This window comes from Halomicronema hongdechloris C2206, from assembly GCF_002075285.3.
GTDB lineage: Bacteria > Cyanobacteriota > Cyanobacteriia > Phormidesmidales > Phormidesmidaceae > Halomicronema_B > Halomicronema_B hongdechloris.
The window spans coordinates 2,506,574-2,526,283 of the sequence record NZ_CP021983.2; the positions used below are offsets into that span (position 1 = coordinate 2,506,574).

A 19,710-nucleotide genomic window follows, 5' to 3' on the forward strand; every position below is an offset into this window, starting at 1 on the left:
TAAATCCAGGAATCCTCTGGCTAGCTGCAGATAATGGTTGAGGAGACACCGCTCCTACAAATTCATCTGTTGGGCGATTTTTGCATCTTCGATCAAAGCGGTACCGTCATTGACATCCGGTTGCGATCGCAAGAGCTGCTCGCCTATCTGATTCTGCACCGCCATACCCCTCAGCCCCGGCGACGGGTTGCGGCAGTCCTCTGGCCCGATGACCTAGAGAGTCAGGCCCGTACTCATCTTAGGAAAGAGCTCCATTACTTGCGACGAACCTTCCCCATCATTGAGCAGATCGTCGTGATCACCCCTCGGACCCTCCACTGGCATCCTCAAGGGGCCTGCCAGGTGGACCTGGAAATCTTTGAAACCACTTTAGCCACCGCAGAGGACTCCAAAGGCCATGGGGCTTGCCAAAAGCTGGAGTCTGCCCTCGGAGTGTATCGAGATGACCTATGGCCAGACTGTGAGGCCGACTGGCTGTATCCAGAGCGAGAACGGCTGAGACAGCGCCATGTTCGCGCCCTGGCCCAGACGACTCGACGGCTGCAAGAGCTGGGGGAAACGGCGAAAGCGATTACCCTGGGCCGACAGTGGTTACAGGCTGCCCCCCTAGACGAAGGCGGCTATCAAACGCTGATGGCGCTCTATGGAGAGATGGACGATCGCGCCACGGCCCTACAGCTCTACCACCAATGCATGACCGCGTTGCAAACCGAACTGGGGGTATCACCGAGCGCGACGACGGCTGAGCTCTATCAGCGGTTGCTGGTGGCTGCAGAGGTCAGCGACGATTCCCTGCCTTCGTCAGCTCTGCTCGCTGGAGAATCCATTCCCGTGCCCGCCCCCCTGCCCCTAGCGCCCCCCACTGCCACTAAAGCGTTGGTCGGCCGCGACGAGCTGTTCCCCGCCTTAGAACAATGGCTGTTACCCACTGCCATAAGGTCTGCCCCCCTCTTGCTCCTAACGGGAGAACCAGGCATTGGCAAGACCCGTTTGCTGGAGGCGCTGGCTGAGAGTGCAAGCCACCATCATTTTCAGCCGTGCTGGGGTCGGGCCTTTGCTGCCGAGCAGCTGCGTTCCTACGGCGTCTGGATCGATCTGCTGCGGACAGTCTCTGACACTGAGCTTTTTTCGAGTCTCAGAGAGGTGTCAACCGACCTGCGCGATGCCCCGTTGGAGCGACTGCCTAACCGTGGACAGTTATTGGACGCCATTGTTCAGGGCCTAAGGGCCGTGACCCAGTCGGAGCAAGCCTTACTGCTGCTCTTTGACGATATTCACTGGTTAGATGAAGCCTCCACCACGCTGTTACACTATGTGTTTCGCTCCCTTGGCCACGGACCATTGCGCATCGCCTGTGCGGCTCGTGGTCAGGAGTTACAGGACAATCCAGCCATATCCAGCCTGCTAAAGTCCCTGCGACGGGCAAATCGGTTACAGGAAGTGGCGGTGCCGCCGCTTTCCCCCGAGGCAGTTTGGACACTGGTGCAACCATTGCCCAATCCCGATCCGGACCATCCCCTCAACCCCCAGCAGATCTATGCGGACAGCGGCGGGAATCCGCTCTTTGCCCTGGAAGCGGCCCGTGCCCTGACTCAAGCCACCAGTACCCTGCCGGATCTGATTGACGATCGCCTGCAACGATTAGATCAAGCCGCTCGGGATCTATTGCCCTGGGCCGCCGCCTTGGGTCGCCGATTTGACCCAGACACCTTGGCATCGGCGGCGGGCTATCTCCCCATGCAGTTTCTCACCGCGATCGAGCAGCTAGAAGCGCAGCAGATCGTTTGCCCAGTGCCCGCAAGTCAGGCCGATGGCGACGGCTACTACGACTTTGCCCACGATTTGGTGCGCCAGGTGGCCTACGACCGTCTATCGCAGCCGCGACGGCGACTCATCCACCGACAGCTCGCCAAAATCCTCAATGCTCAAACCGTAGATGATGACCTGGCGAGCCAGGTGGCTTACCATGCCGAGCTTGCCGATGATCATGCCCTCGCCGCCCAGGCTGCTGCCGCCGCCGCCGCCCGTAGTTTGCGCTTATTTGCCTACAAAGACGTGATTCAACTCGTGGCTCAGGGCCTACATCACTGTCAATTTCTGTCCAGGGGTGAGCGCCTCTGCCTATCGGCCCAGCTCCTGCGAACTCGGGTACTGGCGGGCATGGCCACCGAAGAAAGCGCTATCGTCGAATCTCAGCTACAGCAGCTCACCGCCGAGTTGGAAGGCCTATCGATGCCTGAAGCCGAGCTCATCGTTCAGGAGGCGTTAAACTTTTTGCACTACGATCAGGGCAACCTCGCAACCGTGCATCAGCAGAGCCTCAGGGCCTTGGATGCCTTACCCCCCAGCCCTCAACTCCAGGCCCAGAGCCTGGCGGCCAATGGCTGCTGCTTAGCCGAAATTGAGCGGGACATGGATCGGGCCGAAGCCGTCCTGCTGGAAGCCCAGGCCATCGCAGAACGATTGGGGTTGAAGCTGATTGATGTTGCCACCGGGTTAGGCTGTATCGAGCGGTATCGAGGCCACTACGGACAGGCCCGCACCTACTTGCAGCAGGCCTTACAGCTTGCCCAGAATCAGCGGCATTTTGTGGCCCAGGGATATGCCTTGAGCCAATTGGCCATGACCGGCTGGGACTGGCATCAACCAGACATCGTCGCTGTTCAGGCATTAGTGCAGTTGGCCAAGCGGCTCCCCCAGGGCAGTGAGGGCAGTTTTGCCGCCGCCTTGATGGCGTTGAGTGCCTATGCCGATGATCCGGATGCGACCGAGGCGTTGGATCTAAAGCTGCATCAGTTAAATCAGCTCGACGCCCAGCGCAAGCTAGTCTTTATTGCCAGCCACGCCTGTGAAATCGCCCTGGCCCATCATCAGCAAGCAGCCGCCCGACGCTATGGGACCATGGCCCAGCAAGCGGCTCAGCAGGTGGGGCATCCTAACGATCTGGTAATGACAGGTGCCCTGCAGGTGCTAACTGCCAATCAAGCCGCTGAGCAACAGGCTTCGTGGCAGCAGCTTCAGCACAACCCCGATATCAATGATTGTCGCTGCAGCGCTCGGGCTCGGTCATTATATGAGCAGGCACAACGGGTAATGCAGCCGTCCATGGCCAAGCGGCATACGCTTCAAGATAGCTGCCGACGGAGTGCGGTGAACCAAACGATGTGAATGGAGTAGTGTATGGCGCGAATTGTGGTTGAAACGACCTACGATCCTCCCATCAGTCAGGCGCTGTGGGATGAATTGGTGGAACGGGGCATGCCGTGTCTGGTGGAGCGCAATATCACTTGGAAGCAGACGTATTTGTCGTGCGATCGCAAACGCAGCATCTGTGAACTGGAAGCCGCCGATGCCGACACGGTACGGGCCGCCTACCAGCGGGGAGATATTCCTTACGATCAGATTTGGTCGGCTGATTTAATTGAGACCTTGCCCGCCACGATTTAGCTAGCCGTCTAGGCTATACCCGAGGACCTAAAAATGCTGTTGGCTTACAGCTATAGCAACTGTCCTCAGCCTAGGGACAGTTGCAGTCAGGTAGCTCCCTAGGCGAGGAGTCCCCCGAGCGATTCCCAATGCCCTAAGCGACCTGACAAACGCAATAGGACAGTTCGCCGATAACTTCAGGTGTTTTCCTCGTCCAAATGTGCAATACCCGAAAAAAGGGACTCGGCTCGTTATACCGAAACAGATTCAATGATCAGAACGAGTGACATGACGCTTTGACCATGACTGTTCAGGTACCTGACCTGTCAGCCTGGGCCACCCAGTTATCAGTGAATGCTTGCTGGTTGCAAACTCCAGTTACCGAACATCTAGGGAACGCTCAAAGTACGGATAGGGGACGGTCCGGTTTCTAAGGTTGAATCATGTAATCCAACTGTGGAAACCATGATGACAACACCGGACACCCTCATCCCAACCGATTCTCAAGCGGCTCCTCCTTTTGACCCCGATAAAGCCGAAGCCTTCGCGGGTAGTCTGCTAGCCACCCTGAATGCTGGTGGGCTGTCGCTGATGATTTCTATCGGTCATCGTACCCACTTATTCGACGTGCTGGCCGACCTGCATCCGGCCACCAGTCAGGAGGTTGCCGATGCGACCTATTTGCAAGAACGCTACGTGCGGGAGTGGCTCAACGCGATGACTGTGGGTCGAATTGTCAATTACGACCCGGCTAGCCAGACCTACCACTTGCCCACCGAACACGCCGCTTTTCTCACCCGCGCTGCTAAAGCAGACAATATTGCCAGCATTTTCCAGCATATTGCGAGCTTGGGCCTAGTCGAAGATGCAATCGTCCGCTGCTTTTTGGCCGGCGGCGGCGTGCCCTATGCAGAATTCACCCGCTTCCATGCGGTGATGGCAGAAGACAGCGGCCAGACCGTTGTCGCTGCCCTGGAAGATCAGATTTTGCCCATCGTGCCAGGTCTGGTGGATCGGCTGAAAGCAGGGATTGACGTGCTGGATGTGGGCTGTGGCTCTGGGCGAGCGCTCAACAAGCTGGCCCAGCTATTCCCGGCCAGTCGGCTGGTGGGCTACGACATTTCAGAAGACACCATTGCGATCGCCACCAATGAAGCTCAGGCGGCTGGCCTCACCAATGTGCGCTTTCAGGTGAAAGATGCTGCCCAAATTGACGAAGTCGAACGCTACGACCTGATCACCAGCTTCGATGCCGTTCACGACCAGGCCCGTCCTAACGAGGTACTGCGCAAAATCTACACCGCTCTGCGTCCAGAAGGTGGGGTCTACCTGATGCAGGATATCCGCGCCTCCAGCCAGGTGCAAAATAACCTGGACCATCCCATGGCCCCGTTCCTGTACACCATTTCCTGCATGCACTGCATGACGGTGTCGCTGGCTGAGGGTGGCATGGGGCTGGGCACCATGTGGGGCCGCGAACAGGCGATGGAAATGCTGGCAGAAGTAGGCTTTCAACAGGTTGAGCTGAAGGAACTGCCCCACGACATCGTCAACGACTATTACGTGATTCGCAAGGGCGTGATTCGCAAAGGAGGGGCGTGATGTGTCAGCTCTGCAGCCTGGCGAACCTGGTGAATCGCGGCTCGCCGCTCGGAGCCCAGCCTCAATCTCTTTCGAGTTGGGGTGCTCTGCAAACGTCAGGGCCGCTGCGATCTAACTATCCCGCCGATTCTACTCAGCCTTTCCCACTCCCCAAGGAGCCAATCCCCCATGACTGTTATACAAGACCGCTATCCAACTAAGATCTCCGACTGGCCGACAGACCCTAGAGCCATCGCCCATGAAGTTGCCAATGACCTCAGTCAAACCGAGCAAGATCGCGATCGCATCGCGGGCATTCCCGATGACGAAGTCCCGCTACTGAAAGAGTCCGGGCTGCTGCCCTTGATGGTGCCCAAAGCCCATGGCGGTGCTGGGGCCAGCTGGCCAGAAGCCATGGACATCGTCAAGATCCTAGCCAAAGCGGATAGTTCGACCGCTCAGCTCTACGGCTATCACCTGCTGCTGTCGGTGGTGCCCCACCTGATTGGCACTACCGAACAAGCCACTCATTACTATCGGGAAACGGCCCAGCACAATATCTTTTGGGCCAACGCCATCAACACCCGCGACAGGCGGTTAAAGTTGGAGCCCGACGGGAATGGATTTCGAGCCATCGGTATCAAAACCTTTTGCACCGGAGCCGTGGTGGCAGACCGACTGATTTGTGCCGCCGCCCAACCGGGTAATCCGCTGCCTGCCATGGTTGTGGTTCCTGGCAATCGCGCTGGCCTCACCTATAACCACGACTGGGATGTGTTGGGGCAGCGCCGCACCGCCAGCGGTAGCTTTACCTTTGAGAATGTGCGGGTAGAGCCCGCCGAAATCCTGGGACCACCGCCGAATCTGGAGAGTGCCTTCCCCACCGTGCTGGGGGTAGGCGGCCTGCTGGTGCTGTCGGCAATTTTTACAGGGATTGCCGAAGGGGCGCTGGAAACCACCCTCGCCTACACCCAGACCAAAGCTCGCCCCTGGGAAACCGCCACGGTGGAAAAGGCCACAGACGATCCCTATGCGCTGCGCCGATATGGCGAACTGTGGGCGCAGCTGCAAGGGGCGATCTCCCTTACCCAGCAGGCCACGGCCCAGTTCCAGTGGGCCTGGGATAAAGAACAAGCTCTGACCTATGCAGAACGCGGCGAAGTTGCCATTGCTGCCGCCGCCGCCAAAACCCTATCTATCCAGGTGGGGTTGGCCATCACTAACCAGATGTTTGACCTGATGGGGGCGCGATCAGTCGCTAATCGCTATGGCTATGACCATTACTGGCGCAACCTGCGCACCCTGACCCTACACGACCCGCTGGACTACAAGCTGTTCGACATCGGCAACTGGGTGGTGAATGGCACAGCCCCAGTCCCCAGTTCTTATGCGTAACCATCGACCCCTTAGTGGCGCAGAGAAGTGCTGAAAGTGCTGCTGTATAAGGACTCTCAAATAGGACAAGAGGGTATTTCATGAGAAGCTGAAGTTCCCCAACTACCGCTAACCTCATGGAAACGCCTATCGTCAACTGGAAGACCAATTACGTCAATGGGTCGAGCCCAAAGACCAACGCCATCTGCAGGGCTTCACTGAAATGCTGGCGGCCATCTTGCAATCTGGCCAGGCCTGCTTGGGGAAATGGATTCCTTACTTGGATCACCGCGGGTGTAGCGCCCGGGCTCACTTGGAACGTGTAAGCTATTTTCTCCGCAATGAGCAGATCACTGCGGAACGGGTCTACCGGCCCTTGTTACGCCATGTGCTGCCCGCGTTTGCTGGGGAAGCTGTCCTGTTGACCTTGGATACGAGTCTGCTGTGGAATCACTGGTGCTTGATAGAGGTGTGCTTGGCTTGGGGCGGGCGGTCGCTCACGCTGACCCAACAGGTAATTGAACATCGCAGTGCCACCATCCGTTTTGAACAATACCACGGGGTGCTGGAGTGCGCCCGTCGAGCCTTACCGCCAGGGAGTCAGGTGACGCTTTTGGCCGACCGAGGCTTTGAACATGGAGACTTGATCCGTTGGCTTAATCGCAATCACTGGAACTGGTCGATTCGCGTCAAGTCAGACTTGCTGGTCACCCTGGCCCAGGGGCGAACTCAACCCGTCGAGGCCCTCTGTCCACCGCCGAATCAGGCGTATCTCTTCCCCAACGTGCAGGTGCTTGAAGATATCAAGGCGCATCTGGCGACGGCCAACGTGCCGGACGCTCAAGACACCTGGGCGGTGTTGTCGAACCAACCTCCCTCGCTACAGACCTTCGCGCTCTATGGCCAGCGGTTCGGTGGGATTGAGCCCCATTTTAAGGATTACAAGTCAGCAGCATTTGACCTCTTGGAGACGGGACTGCGGGAAGCCGAGATGCTGACCCGTTTAGTCATGCTGTTGGACGCCGCCTCGCTCATTGCCCTGATACTTGGCCTGATGCTTGTCCACGCAAAACAGCGGGCTCGGATTGACTGGCATGGGGAGCGGGGGTTGAGTTTTCTGCAACTTGGTCTGCGTGAGTTGGCTCGGCTGTGCTACCAGCGATTACCTCTGCCCAAACTTCGGGCTTTGACCAAAGGCCATCCATCTCCGGCCTGTGCCTCACGCTGTAAACGTGAGGCCTTAGATTGTCGCGTTGAGTTCTCTAAGGTCGTTGTGTTCTCATCTTGAGACTGTTCTGAGTTTTCTGCACCACTAAGGGTTTTGACCTCAAGCAGACCCAGCCTAACCTAAAATGGCCACACCGTTACTGTCCAGTGGTTCATCGCTTGTCATTGCCCGGATTCTGGGTTGCTGTTGAGCGCCACCCTGAAGCTGTCGTTGAGACGACGGTTTAGATAAGGCAGCACCCGTTTCGATCGCATTACTGCTGAGCGGCATTTTGTGCGATCGGGCAGTGGTTGGCAGCAAAGACTTTATATAAAATCTTCGAGTGATTTATGAGAATAATGGAGCTCTGAACGCTTGTCAAAAGACATAGGCTATTAGTATCTCTTGACATAGAGTGTGATCTGAATCACATATTCATCGAGTAAAAGCAATGAATGTGGATATTTAAAGGTTTTTTGAACAAAAGGCTGAGCTAGTGATCTCAAATGTTACCCTCTAGGGTAATAGCGCATCTTGATTCTTTGGTAAATAATTGAGGCGTGCAAGAGTGAACCAGCAAGCCAACTGACATCGAACTGACTGGTTAGCATCTATCAGTATTTCAGCATCTACCAAAACTATTCGGGCTCTTTGGACTAAACTATGCTGACTGCATTACTAAAAACCTCGAATCCCTTATGTAGCAATACTTGTAGGTCTTAGAAACTCAAACAGAGTCACGAATGCCGCAAAATCCTGCGCCGTAAGGATTCTAGCGATTTTCAGGGCTGTATTGCATACCCTAGCCGGAAGACCCACTATTCGTGAAGCAAAAGCCAGGTTCCTTAGATGACTTTGAAGTGGAAACTTGAATAGTAAACCTCCGAGTTTCAACTTGTGGGCATTACCTTAGTATGCTGAATACGGTTAATGGCTTTTTCAGGCTCAGCATAAAAATTTTTGGCGATATGATTGCGAAGATTTCGCGGAAAGAGAATTTTGGCGAATAAATGCCTCACAAAGACTATCTTCCCTAATAAATCTTGCTTAGTAATACGTACAAGAATTTTGGAATCTCGAACAGTATGTGTAGTTCTGAAGAAGCACATAATTAGTGATAAAATTACGCAATCCAATGGGTGTACGGTATCTTTTTTGATTAGGTACGATTTTATGGCTAGCTATAGCAAGCAGGGATCTAAATTTAAAGCCCTAGTCTATGAAGGTGAATTACAACGTATTTCTGGTTGGGTTGAGGAATATCCGAATTTAGAAACGGGTGGAGATCTATTTGGATTCTGGACACATTCTGGATTCCCAGTTGTTCAATTTGTATTGGGTCCTGGCTCAAAAAGTAGACATAACCCAACCAGTTTTTACCAAGATAAAGATTACTTGGTTGAAAGTGGTAGTCTTCTCAGGAGTAAGCATGGCTTACAACATATTGGAGAGTGGCATTCTCATCATCAACTTGGATTGGCTCAACCTAGTCAAGGAGATGAAAATACAGTTTTTAGAGCATTAGAAAAATACAAATTTCCCAAGTTTTTACTTTTCATTGCGAATTTAAGACCTAACTCAGGAAGTCGTTGCCAAAGAAGCAAATGGACGGTCAATGTAGGGAGCTTTTTATTCACCCGATCTATACCTAAGTATCAGGTTGGCCAATGGGTAGTTTTACCAGAAAATAGTCCAATTCGGTCAACTTTACATCAGAGCTGGCCTCAAAGTTCATCCTTTGAAAAAACTTGCCTCTCAAATAGTTGGAAGGTTGACCAAACCTCACTGGAAGCTGAAATCCTGGAGCCAACTCAACCAATTGAAATCGCTGAATATCTGTGGTACTCGAAACCAGAGGGACAAAATTTGCTGAAGGAAATTGATTCCGACCTAAAACAAGTCTTTAAAGACTGCCAAATGTTTCGAACAGTCACAGGAAGTATTTACTTTACTTTCAAATATGGTCTGGATTACTGGCGAGTTAACTTACCTAATAACTTTCCTGATTCATCACCAACATTACAAGTTAACGAGGGGGAACCAATATCGATTGAAGAGTATTCTAGCCAAACAAACTTAATAAATGATTTGAAAATATACTTAAAAATTCGAATGAAATAAAAGGTTGATAAAGTTATGAATTGGAGTAAGATCCAGCAAAAACGTTTACTGATAGAGAAGGAAATTCTCAAGAAGTACTTCCCTGCATTTAAGTGGGTTAATCCTACTGATTCCAGTAATACAAGAATAGAAGGCAACGTATGCACTAATTCTATGAAACTGTACACTCTCAGAGTGTATATACCTTCAGATTTTCCTAATTCACGTCCTGATATGGTTGTAACCTTGCCATATCCTCTTGAAGGATGTTCAGGAAATGACTTGAAAGATTATGGTGCGAGTTCAAGTATGCACACGCTGGATCCAAGAGATGGCTATGTTCAAATTTGTCACTATAAAGATTGGACAGACAACCTAACCGTTTACTTGGTTGTCTTAAAAGGAAGAATTTGGCTTGAAGCATATGAAGCACACAAACGTACTGGACAACCTTTGGACCACTTCTTACCTCATATGCTTGGTGGTGCAGAAAACTCCTGAAACCCTTATGGATAAAGGATTCTCATTAAGACCGTCATTTTTGGCTTTCTCAAAAAATTGGACGAGGGCAGTAGGTTTCAGCCGATGTTTTGGCTGTTCAAGCCATCCACTGTGAGACTCAAAAAAGTTTTCTGCACCACTGAGCCTCATATGTAATGAACAAATATATACTTGCAATGGAAAATTGAAACCATAGCATATCAGTTTTTGAACAAATCTATCCTGCCTCTACGTAATTATTTCAGTGAACATTAAGGAGGACAAATCCAATGACAGATTCTCAAAATGTGCAGGAACATCTAGAGATTATGACTGAAGAAGGGGCTGCGCCACCCAACCAAGAACTCGTTTTCGACCCAACAACAGGCCAGCTAGTTGTAAAGAGCATAAGTGATCCTAAGCCTAATCCTGATGCTGTGACTGCGACCCAAATTGCTGAAGATGGTTTCTTCCAGGAGTAGTAGTTATGAATTCATATCTTGTCTACATGCACCAGGAGCAAGTCCAAGCGATCTACCAAAACTTTATTGCTTCTGGAATAAACACAATTCGTGGAATTGCGTTTGAGTTTGATGACGGTGATGTTTTTCATATTTATACATCAGAACCCAAAACTCAGATCTCTGGTTATCCCTGTGCTTCCCTCATTCAATTTCTAGATCGATTACCTACCAACGAAGCAGGTCTAGCGATGGCTAAACAGCTTCGTAACACAATGCAAAATAATGGTGTCAATTCTTCTAGACATATATTGATTATTCTATTCTCAATAGAGGATGGTCAGTTAAAGCATCATGTTTTCGCGAGTAGAGCTGAAGGCGAATTCCAAGAAGGAGTTATGAAATTTCTTCCTGGGAGATCCGAGCTTTATTCTCGCAGTAAAGGAATCTTGGAAACTTCAATCTTAGAGAACTGCAAAGTTGGGATTGTTGGCCTGGGTAGTGGTGGTTCTAGTATTGCAGTAGAACTGGCTAAAGCAGGAATTGGTAATTTTGTGTTGATTGACTATGATCGACTGGAATTAGCCAACATTGCTAGGCATGTTTGTGGGACAGGTGATCTTGGTCGTTATAAAACTAAGGCGGTCAAAGATGCACTATATGGCAAGAATCCTCACATTCAGGTTGACAGCGCCGAGCTCGATATTAACGAAAATTTAGAGCAAACCAAAATACTGCTTAAAGACTGCAATTTAATTATTGCAGCTACTGACAACGATCGCAGTCGTTTCAATTTAAATAGTATTTCCTTGGAATATAGAATTCCTACTATTTTTGGTAGAGCATTAACTCGTGCTATTGGAGGTGATGTTCTAAGAGTCCGCCCTCATCAAGGACCTTGTTTAAGATGTATTTTTACCAAAGATTTTCTAGCAACCCGTAAACAGGAAATATCCACGTCTACCCAGGCTAGGAAAGATACACCAGCCTATGTCTCAGATGAAGAGGTTAACGCAACTGTTCAAGTTGGATTGTCTTCTGATATTGTGCCCATCTCAAACATGGTTGTGAAACTGGCATTAGTAGAGCTGTCTAAAGGTCGAGCCAGTGGCATTGCTTCCCTAGAAGAAGATTTGATTGCGAACTTTTACATTTGGGCTAATCGGCGTGAGCAAACCTATGCTGAATGGCCAAAGATGGAATATGGTTCAAGAACACCCTCTATCCTGCGGTGGTACGGTGCAAAGTGGGAGCGCAACGCAACTTGCCCCGCCTGTAACGAAGACCATGAACTACTGGATGAGGAAGACAATATTTTTGCTAGTTAAGAAGATAAACACTATTTTCTCGGCTCTTCTGGATATCAGGTGATAAGCGTGGCAAGGGTTTCAGCCTTGTTAATGCTATTTTTTGTATCCAATTGACCATTTTCAACCATAAACCCAAAAGAGCCATTTTCTCGATGTAAAACACTTAAAAACATGAATGACTTTGAAGCAGCTCAGTTACTACAGCAAGGTATTCAGCATTTCCGGGTTGGTCAATTGGATCTAGCCGCCGATTCCTTTCGTGAAGCCTTAAGGATATCCAAAGTTCTTGGAAACCGCGCTGTTGAGGGAGTAGCTCTCACTGTTCTGGGCAATGTCTACCTTAACCAAAACAAATACCAGCAAGCGATTGAAGCTCAGGAACAAGCCCTAGCGCTCTCCAAAGAGACTGGTAACTATGCCGGACAGGGAGCAGCCCTAGGTGGATTAGGATTGGCTTACCTTAAGCAAGGTCAAACTCAACGAGGTGCTGAGCATCTTGAAGACGCATTACCCATCTTCAAACAAATTGGCGATCGCGCGGGAGAATGTCAGGTGTTGAGTGGGTTGGGAAATGCCTATACCCAATCAGAAGAATATGCAACCGCAGTGAAGTACCTTCAGCAAGCACTAACAGCTGCTAGGGAAATCGGCAATCCTGTCGGGGAGGCCACAGCTTTGGGTGGCTTAGGAGAGGTTTACCTTAAGCAAGGTCAATATCAAAAAGCCATTGAGTCTTTGAAGCCGGTGTTACCCATCTTCCAGGAAATGGGCAATCGCCCATGGCAAGGAGAAACCCATATTAACCTGGCAAAGGCCTACGACAATTTGCAGCAGTACACAGAGGCAATTACTCATTATGAACAGGCCTTCAACATTTTTCAAGATTTGGGCGATCGCAATAAAGTCGGCAATCTACTGCTTAATCTGGGCATTGATCAGGGGCAACTGGGTCAATATTCTGAGTCTGCCTCCTCCTATCAAAGAGCTTTATCAACTTTCCAGGATGACGGTGATCAAGCGGGAGAAGGAAAGGCTCTGCTGAATTTGGGCATTACCTGCTCTTATCTGGCGCAATATTCAGAAGGAATCCGTTTCCTGAGTCAAGCCCTTAGCATTTTCCAGCATCTGGGTGATCTGAGGAGTCAAGGAATCGTTTTAGAGCGTCTGAGCTATACCCACATGGGATCAGGCCAGTTCACAGAAGCCATCAGCTTTTTCCAGCAAGGTTTAGATATTGTCCGAATGAGTTGCGATCGCCTGACAGAGGGCACAATCCTAAGCAATTTAGGCTATGCATTGACGCAAACAGGGGAATATCAACAAGCTCTCGAACATCTCAACCAAGCTTTAAGTATCGCTCATGAACTCGAAAACTCTATTCTCAAAGGTCAAGCTTTATCATTTTTAGGAAATTTATATCTTGATCAGGGCAAATATCAAGAAGCCATTGAAACTCAGAGATATGCTTTATCAATTCTAAGGAAGACTAACAACGCTTTGGGACAAGCCGCAGCTTTGGGTTGCATAGGACTTGCCCACTTGCAACAAAGTCAATATCAAGAAGGCATTAAGCATCTTGAGGAGGCGTTGCCAATCTTCAAACAAACTAGATACCGATTTGGAGAATGCCAAACTTTAAATGGTTTAGGTAATGCCTATACTCAGTTACAAGACTATCCAAGCGCCATTGATTATTTCCAGCAAGCACTGAAAATTGCGAAGGAAATTGGTAATTGTGTAGGAGAAGCAACAGCATTAAGTGGATTAGGTGATGCTTATCTACAACATGGTCAATATCAAGAAGCGATCGATGCTTTGCAGTCAATAATACCGATTTTGCCAGAAATTGGCGATCGCCAGTTGGAGCAGACCATATATATTAATTTGGGCAAAGTCTATACTGAGCTTAAACAATTTAAGGCAGCAATCCAATCCTTTGAGAAAAGCTTAAAAATCACTCGAGAACTTGGTGCTCGGATAGAAGAACTGCTTGCCTTAAGTAGCTTAAGCACTCTAAATTTTGAAGCTAAGAGATTTGAGAGCACAATAAAATATTCTAGGCAGATTTTAACTCTTTTAGACAAGAAGAGCGATACTGAATTAAACCTCGAAAATGAAGTGAAACTCAACATTTTGTCAGAGGCAAAATACAATATCGGCACAGCTCATCTATATAAGCAAAAAGGCATAAGAACTGACAATTTAGAGTTAGCCATTCGCTATCTTAAAGAAGCCTTACAAGGATATTCTAGAGACAACCTTTCCTCTGAGTGGGCAAAGGCTCATAATAATCTTTCCATTGCATATTTGGATAGAATTCGAGGTGGTAAAGCAGAAAATATAGAGAATTCAATTAAGCACTCAAAAAACACCTTAGAAGTTTATACAATAGAGGAGTACCCTGAAGAATGGGCTAGAACTCAACTTAATTTAGGTCATGCTTACTTGGCAAGAATACTTGGTGAGAAAGTAGCTAATCTTCAAGAATCAATCGGCTTCTGTCAGCGAGCTTTATCTGTTTTTACTCAGAAGGAATCTCCTGAGTATTGGGCGAAATCACAAAGTAACTTGGGAGCTGCCTATGCTACTCTTGCTAAGCAAAGTAGTCTTAAGGTGGGTTTCCTAGATTATGTGAAGCAGGGTAAACCTAAAGTCACCTCAGAAAACTTTTCCAATTTTAGTACTAGCAACTATGAAGAAGTAAAGCATAAATTTTTAGAAAAAGCAATTGAAAGCTTTACGCTTGCTTTGCAATTTCTAGATGAGACAAACTCTCCCTTTGATTGGGCACAGGTTCAGATGAATTTAGGAGCTGCTTTCTTAGATAAGTCTGAAATCATAGAATTGAAAGAGAAAGATAGATTGATAGATCTAGCCATTAACTCTTTTGACTCTGCCCTAAGGGTCTTTACTCCTATTAAGACTCCTGAGAAGTGGGCAGAAGTGAACAATCACATGGCAGTTGCATATATCAAGAGACTGAAAAGTGAAACAGGAGATAAGGCTGAGATTTTTAGTAATTCAGTTGTTCGTTTCCAAGATACGCTACAAATTTATACGCGCGAGGCTTTTCCTCAAAAATATGCAGAGGCCCAACACAATCTTGGACGAGCCTATAAGTATGCTGAGAACTACAGTGCGGCATACGATGCATTCTATGAAGTCATTGAAACCTTAGACTATCTGCGTAGTGAGATAAGTCCCAAATCAGGCATACAAGAAGACAAGCAGAAGCTGACGGAAGCATGGAACCATGTTTACCAGGAGATGGTGCAGCTCTGTTTGAAGCTTGATAAGCCTATAGAGGCAATTGAATATGTTGAACGGAGTAAAACCAAGAGTCTTGTTGAGCTTCTTACAAATAAAGAAAATTACTACGAACATGAAACATCTCTAAGTCGAATCCGTGATGTTGGAAGGATTTCCTTTGCTGATATTCAAGACCTGATTGACGATCAAACTGCGATCATCGAATGGTATATCGCAGAAAGACAAATTATTGCTTTCCTCATTACTCGCCAAGCTCCTCATCCAATTATCTGGAAATCTTCTTCCGAGAATTGGGCAACCTGGCTAGATGCTTACTTTACTTATTCACTTGCTTATCAAATAGGAAAAGAAAAGAAAAAAGTAGAAGAGGGAAAAAGAGAAGCGCAGCTCTTAGGCGAAGGAGAGAAGGAACCTGAAAGCTTCCTTTATAGTTTTTATTCAGAGTTGGTCAAGCAATATAAGAAAGAGGAACAGTGGTCACCAGAGCTTGAAAACAGGTTTGGAAATTGGAAACAAACCTTTGAGCATAAACTTAAAAATATCGCTAAGGCTCTACACATTGATGAGCTTTTAGAAAAAATTCCGCTAAGGTGTGACCAGTTAATCATGATTCCCAATCGTTGGTTGCATCTGATTCCACTCCATGCTTTACCTATTTCCAATTCTCCTGAAGAAGATGAGACAGAACTATATCTTTTAGATAAATTCTCAGGTGGAATTCGTTATGCACCAAGTTGTCAGTTGCTGAAACTGAGCCAGCATCAAGCTAGGCCTAACTTTGAAAAGTTCTTTGCATTCCATAATCCAGGCAGTGCCCTAGCTTTTTCCAACTTAGAAGTTGAAAATATCTGCTCATTTTTCTCTTCTTCTCAAGTCAGATTTCGGAAAACATCAACCAAATCTATACTTGACCTACAAGATGGCCTGCAAGATTCCCAAAAAAATCATGGCATTCATGAAGCTCACTGTGTTCACTTTGCCTGTCATGGCGAATATAATTTGGACTTTCCTTTAGAGTCAAAACTGATTTTGGCACAGGATGATAAGGCAAATGGAGATTTGACCTTAGAAGAAATCTTTGAGCTTCGCCTTGATCAATGTCGCCTAGTAACCCTTTCAGCCTGTGAAACAGGTGTTGTGATGGAGTTTTTCAGTAATAGTGATGAATACATTACTCTGGCGAGTGGTTTTTTATGTGCAGGTAGTTCTAGTGTTGTTAGTAGTCTTTGGACGGTTGATGATCTCGCAACAGCATTGTTGATGATTCGATTCTATGAAAACTTACAGACAGGTTGTGAAGTACCGTTTGCATTGAACCAAGCTCAGCAGTGGTTAAGAAACTTAACCATCAAAGATTTAAATAAATTACTGAAAAAATCACAGCAATCTTTGAGTCCAACAATCAGAATGCTTTTGAGGCAGCAGCAACGACAATGGTCTAATCAGTTTTCGGAGGATTATCGATTATTTCGTTCTCCCTATTATTGGGCAGCATTCTGTGCGATTGGTCAGTAAGGGAGGAGATTGTTATGAGCAAGCAACAGGACAATCCCCTCCCTTTTGTTGGTCGTAAGGCTAAAATCAATAAATTCCAGGAAAATCTTGAAAGACTTAACAATAATAACCATGGCTGTCTTATTTTTAACATTAGTGGCCAAGCAGGTATAGGGAAGACAGAGTTATTGGAGCAGTTCTACAAACGGACAATAGATCAGAGATTACCCTCAGCTAAAACGAATTTTCGACTACTAAATGATTCAATAATAAGTAAATATCCAAGAGAAATGCAAGTGGTGCCAGCGATAATGGCACAGTTAGCTGAGGAACTAGAAAAAAATAGACCTAATACCTTTCGAGAGTTTCAGAAACGTTATCAGATTTTCTGCAAATGTTTACAAAAACTAGAAGCTTCTCCAAATGGAGTTCAATGGGATCAGTTGCTATCTAAAATTGCAATAAATACAGCAATAAGTGCAGCAGCTCAGCAATTTCCGTTTACTGAGTTACCACTTAGGGGAATAGATAAGGATGAAATCGCGAAATTGCTAGAGAATTGGATGGGCAATATCCTGTCTAATCAGTATGAAGCACAATTGATGAGGGAACCTTTAAGGCTTCTATCTCCTTTATTCTTAAAGGGTTTGAATAAACTTTACCGAAATCATCCTATCGCATTATTCTTCGACGACTACGAACAAAATGACTACGGTGGGAATACTTTCTCTCCAGATCAGTGGTTGCGAGATTTACTCTTCAAAAATCGCTATGGCCAAAGGCCAAAGAAATTGCTGATAGTAATAGCTGGACGCCAAGCTCTAAATCCTCTTTATTGGAGAAGTAATCGCGAGTCCAATCTATTACCTTTTACTCTTGAGCCATTTACAGAAGCGGAAGTACGAGAATATCTAAGTTACAAGGTAAAGGATTTAAGCTATGGAAAGGAAGCTCTTACCAGAAGAATACTGAATTATTCAGACGGTTTCCCTTTAATAGTTAGTATCTTAGCAGACCAAGCGCTCAATAATCATAATTCTGTTATTGATCCTTGTGAAGATGCAGTTCGCTATATTTTAAGTGATTTAGATCCTGTAAAAGATGACCACAAGAGACAACTTGCCGTAAGTGCTGCATTATCTCGACGTTTTGATAAAGAAACCATTGAAAAAATCATTGATTTTGACAATAAAATTGATGCATCTAAAGCTGATTTTGATTGGTTAATAAAGCGTTCTTTTATAGTCAAGATAGGATTATATCGGGGCTATCATCGGTCTGTGCGAAAGTTCATGCTGCGATATTTACAGCAGTTAAACCCGTCAAAATACTATGATTTGCATGAAAGGCTTGCTTCCCACTATAGTGCATTGATTTTAAGCCTTGATTTGAGTTGTAAAGAACAATACTCACATTCAACTTGGTGGCTTTATCGTTTAGAGTGGTTTTATCATAGATTTTGTCAAACTGACCAAAACCTTACGGACAAAAATTTTGAGATTTTCGAAGTTGCTTTAGAAGAGTTCTTTAAGGCATTTGATTTTCGGGTTTCAACAGCCACTCATTTAGCCAAAACCATCCGACAGGCAGGAGAAGAAAATCAAAGTTTAAGACTTAAACAGTTCGGAGAAGCATTAGTCGAACTTGTCAAACACTATCAAAGAGAGATTAAAATATTAATTCAAAAAAAGCATGAATATCGAAAAATCATACTATCTAGTATTTTGATCGGTCAGACATTCACTAATCCAGTCGAAATATCTGGTCACTGCAATAGAACAGTTAAGCATATTATAGAGGATTTAGAAGATTCTCAAAAAGTAAGATCAGTTCTAAGGATCGCTTTATCTAGAAACTTTGATTATGTCGCCTTTAGAGTGATTACTAAAGATAACATAGTTAGAGATGAAGAGGCTGAGTTTATTTTTAGATGGTTAACACAACTTCCTTTTGTAACTCTGGTACCATCGATTTCATCATGCTGGGAATATAATCCGCTGATAAGAAAATTCATCCTTCGACGATATCGAAAGCAATCCTTTAAAGTTTGCCGTTATTTGCATGCTAATCTTACCTCCCATTATAGTAATTTGGTTCAAGGTTTAGATTGGAATGATATAAATTCTTGGTCTAATTTGACTTGGCAAAACCATTGTTTAGAATGCCTCTATCATAGATTACACAGCGTGTACAGTACTTCTCAAGAGTTTGCAAATAATGATTTCGCCTTAGGAGAGTTCGCGAAAGCTTTGAAATTCCAACAATCGAGGGTATTTGAATGGGCTCAGACAATCCAGCAAGTAGGAGAAGAAAACATGGTTTCCAAGCTTAAAAACTGGGGAGAAAAGCTTGTTGAACTGATAGATTATCCCCAGAACTTAGAGCAGTATCGCAAGTTAGAAAAACTGATTTCCTCTAGTGATTTAACTAATGAAAATCATGTAAGCAGCATCATTAAAAAACTGAAAGAATACTTGGAACCGAGAAATCCGGACTTGGTTAGTGATATATGCTATGAAAATAATATTATAGAAAGCCTTCTTGATGACCTGAGTAGAAATAGTCAAGGAGGAGGCTTTATTACTTCTAACTCTCTCTTAAATTCATCTATAGGTAGTATAGAAAATCCCATCGATCAGCGTATGATATGGAGATTAGAGTATCTCAAGAAAATACTCTCAAATAACAACCCTAAATCAAAATTGGAATTACAAAAAATTCTAGAAATAGAGCGAAAGGAATTTGGAAAAATGACGATGGGTTTGGCACAAGATACTTCAAGGGGAGATATTTCTGTATTCATTAGCTCACTTATGCTTGCCATTGCCATATTGGCTTCTAATGAAATTGATCAGCATTAAGCGGGAAGGCTCAATCATTTATAAGATGATGTGGCTTCTTCATAATCGTCAAAAGCCTTGATTGACAGTGGTTGTAGATACTCTATTCATCTTCAATTTGATTCGTCCCACCTACTTAATAATATGACTCCAAGCAAAATGTCTGG

The 19,710-nt window shown here is 46.6% G+C and carries 11 protein-coding genes; all 11 read left to right on the forward strand.

Translation table 11 applies throughout. The features are described 5' to 3' along the window. Window positions 1-33: 33 nt before the first annotated feature. The 11 genes from XM38_RS11285 to XM38_RS11335 all read left to right on the forward strand — a co-directional run bounded on the left by XM38_RS11285 (window position 34) and on the right by XM38_RS11335 (window position 19,564). Window positions 34-3,168, forward strand: coding sequence for an ATP-binding protein (locus XM38_RS11285; protein ID WP_088429860.1), 3,135 nt, complete (start codon window positions 34-36; stop codon window positions 3,166-3,168). A gap of 12 nt (window positions 3,169-3,180) precedes the next feature. Continuing rightward, the gene (locus tag XM38_RS11290) at window positions 3,181-3,447 is read left to right on the forward strand and encodes a nickel-binding protein (RefSeq protein WP_088429862.1); all 267 of its coding nucleotides are present in this window, start codon (window positions 3,181-3,183) and stop codon (window positions 3,445-3,447) included. Window positions 3,448-3,894: 447 nt separating this feature from the next. Continuing rightward, entirely contained in the window at window positions 3,895-5,028 is a 1,134-nt protein-coding gene (locus XM38_RS11295; protein WP_080813131.1) for a class I SAM-dependent methyltransferase, read from the forward strand. A gap of 168 nt (window positions 5,029-5,196) precedes the next feature. After that, a complete protein-coding gene (locus XM38_RS11300; RefSeq protein ID WP_088429864.1) occupies window positions 5,197-6,402 on the forward strand; it encodes an acyl-CoA dehydrogenase family protein in 1,206 nt (401 codons plus the stop codon). 136 nt (window positions 6,403-6,538) lie between these two features. Next, window positions 6,539-7,669, forward strand: a complete 1,131-nt coding sequence (locus tag XM38_RS11305) for a transposase (RefSeq protein WP_080813138.1) — start codon at window positions 6,539-6,541, stop codon at window positions 7,667-7,669. 1,092 nt (window positions 7,670-8,761) lie between these two features. Continuing rightward, on the forward strand, window positions 8,762-9,709 hold the full coding sequence (locus XM38_RS11310; protein ID WP_137455082.1) for a Mov34/MPN/PAD-1 family protein: 948 nt from the start codon (window positions 8,762-8,764) through the stop codon (window positions 9,707-9,709). Window positions 9,710-9,724: 15 nt separating this feature from the next. Continuing rightward, window positions 9,725-10,189 carry a hypothetical protein gene (locus XM38_RS11315; protein WP_080813141.1) on the forward strand — a complete coding sequence of 155 codons (465 nt, stop codon included), beginning with the start codon at window positions 9,725-9,727 and terminating at the stop codon, window positions 10,187-10,189. A 269-nt stretch (window positions 10,190-10,458) separates the two neighbouring features. Continuing rightward, entirely contained in the window at window positions 10,459-10,650 is a 192-nt protein-coding gene (locus XM38_RS11320; protein ID WP_080813143.1) for a hypothetical protein, read from the forward strand. Between the two features lie 5 nt (window positions 10,651-10,655). Continuing rightward, window positions 10,656-11,957, forward strand: a complete 1,302-nt coding sequence (locus XM38_RS11325) for a HesA/MoeB/ThiF family protein (RefSeq protein ID WP_080813144.1) — start codon at window positions 10,656-10,658, stop codon at window positions 11,955-11,957. A gap of 153 nt (window positions 11,958-12,110) precedes the next feature. Then, entirely contained in the window at window positions 12,111-16,724 is a 4,614-nt protein-coding gene (locus XM38_RS11330; protein ID WP_080813146.1) for a CHAT domain-containing protein, read from the forward strand. Window positions 16,725-16,738: 14 nt separating this feature from the next. Continuing rightward, the gene (locus tag XM38_RS11335; RefSeq protein ID WP_080813148.1) at window positions 16,739-19,564 is read left to right on the forward strand and encodes an ATP-binding protein; all 2,826 of its coding nucleotides are present in this window, start codon (window positions 16,739-16,741) and stop codon (window positions 19,562-19,564) included. Window positions 19,565-19,710: the final 146 nt, after the last annotated feature.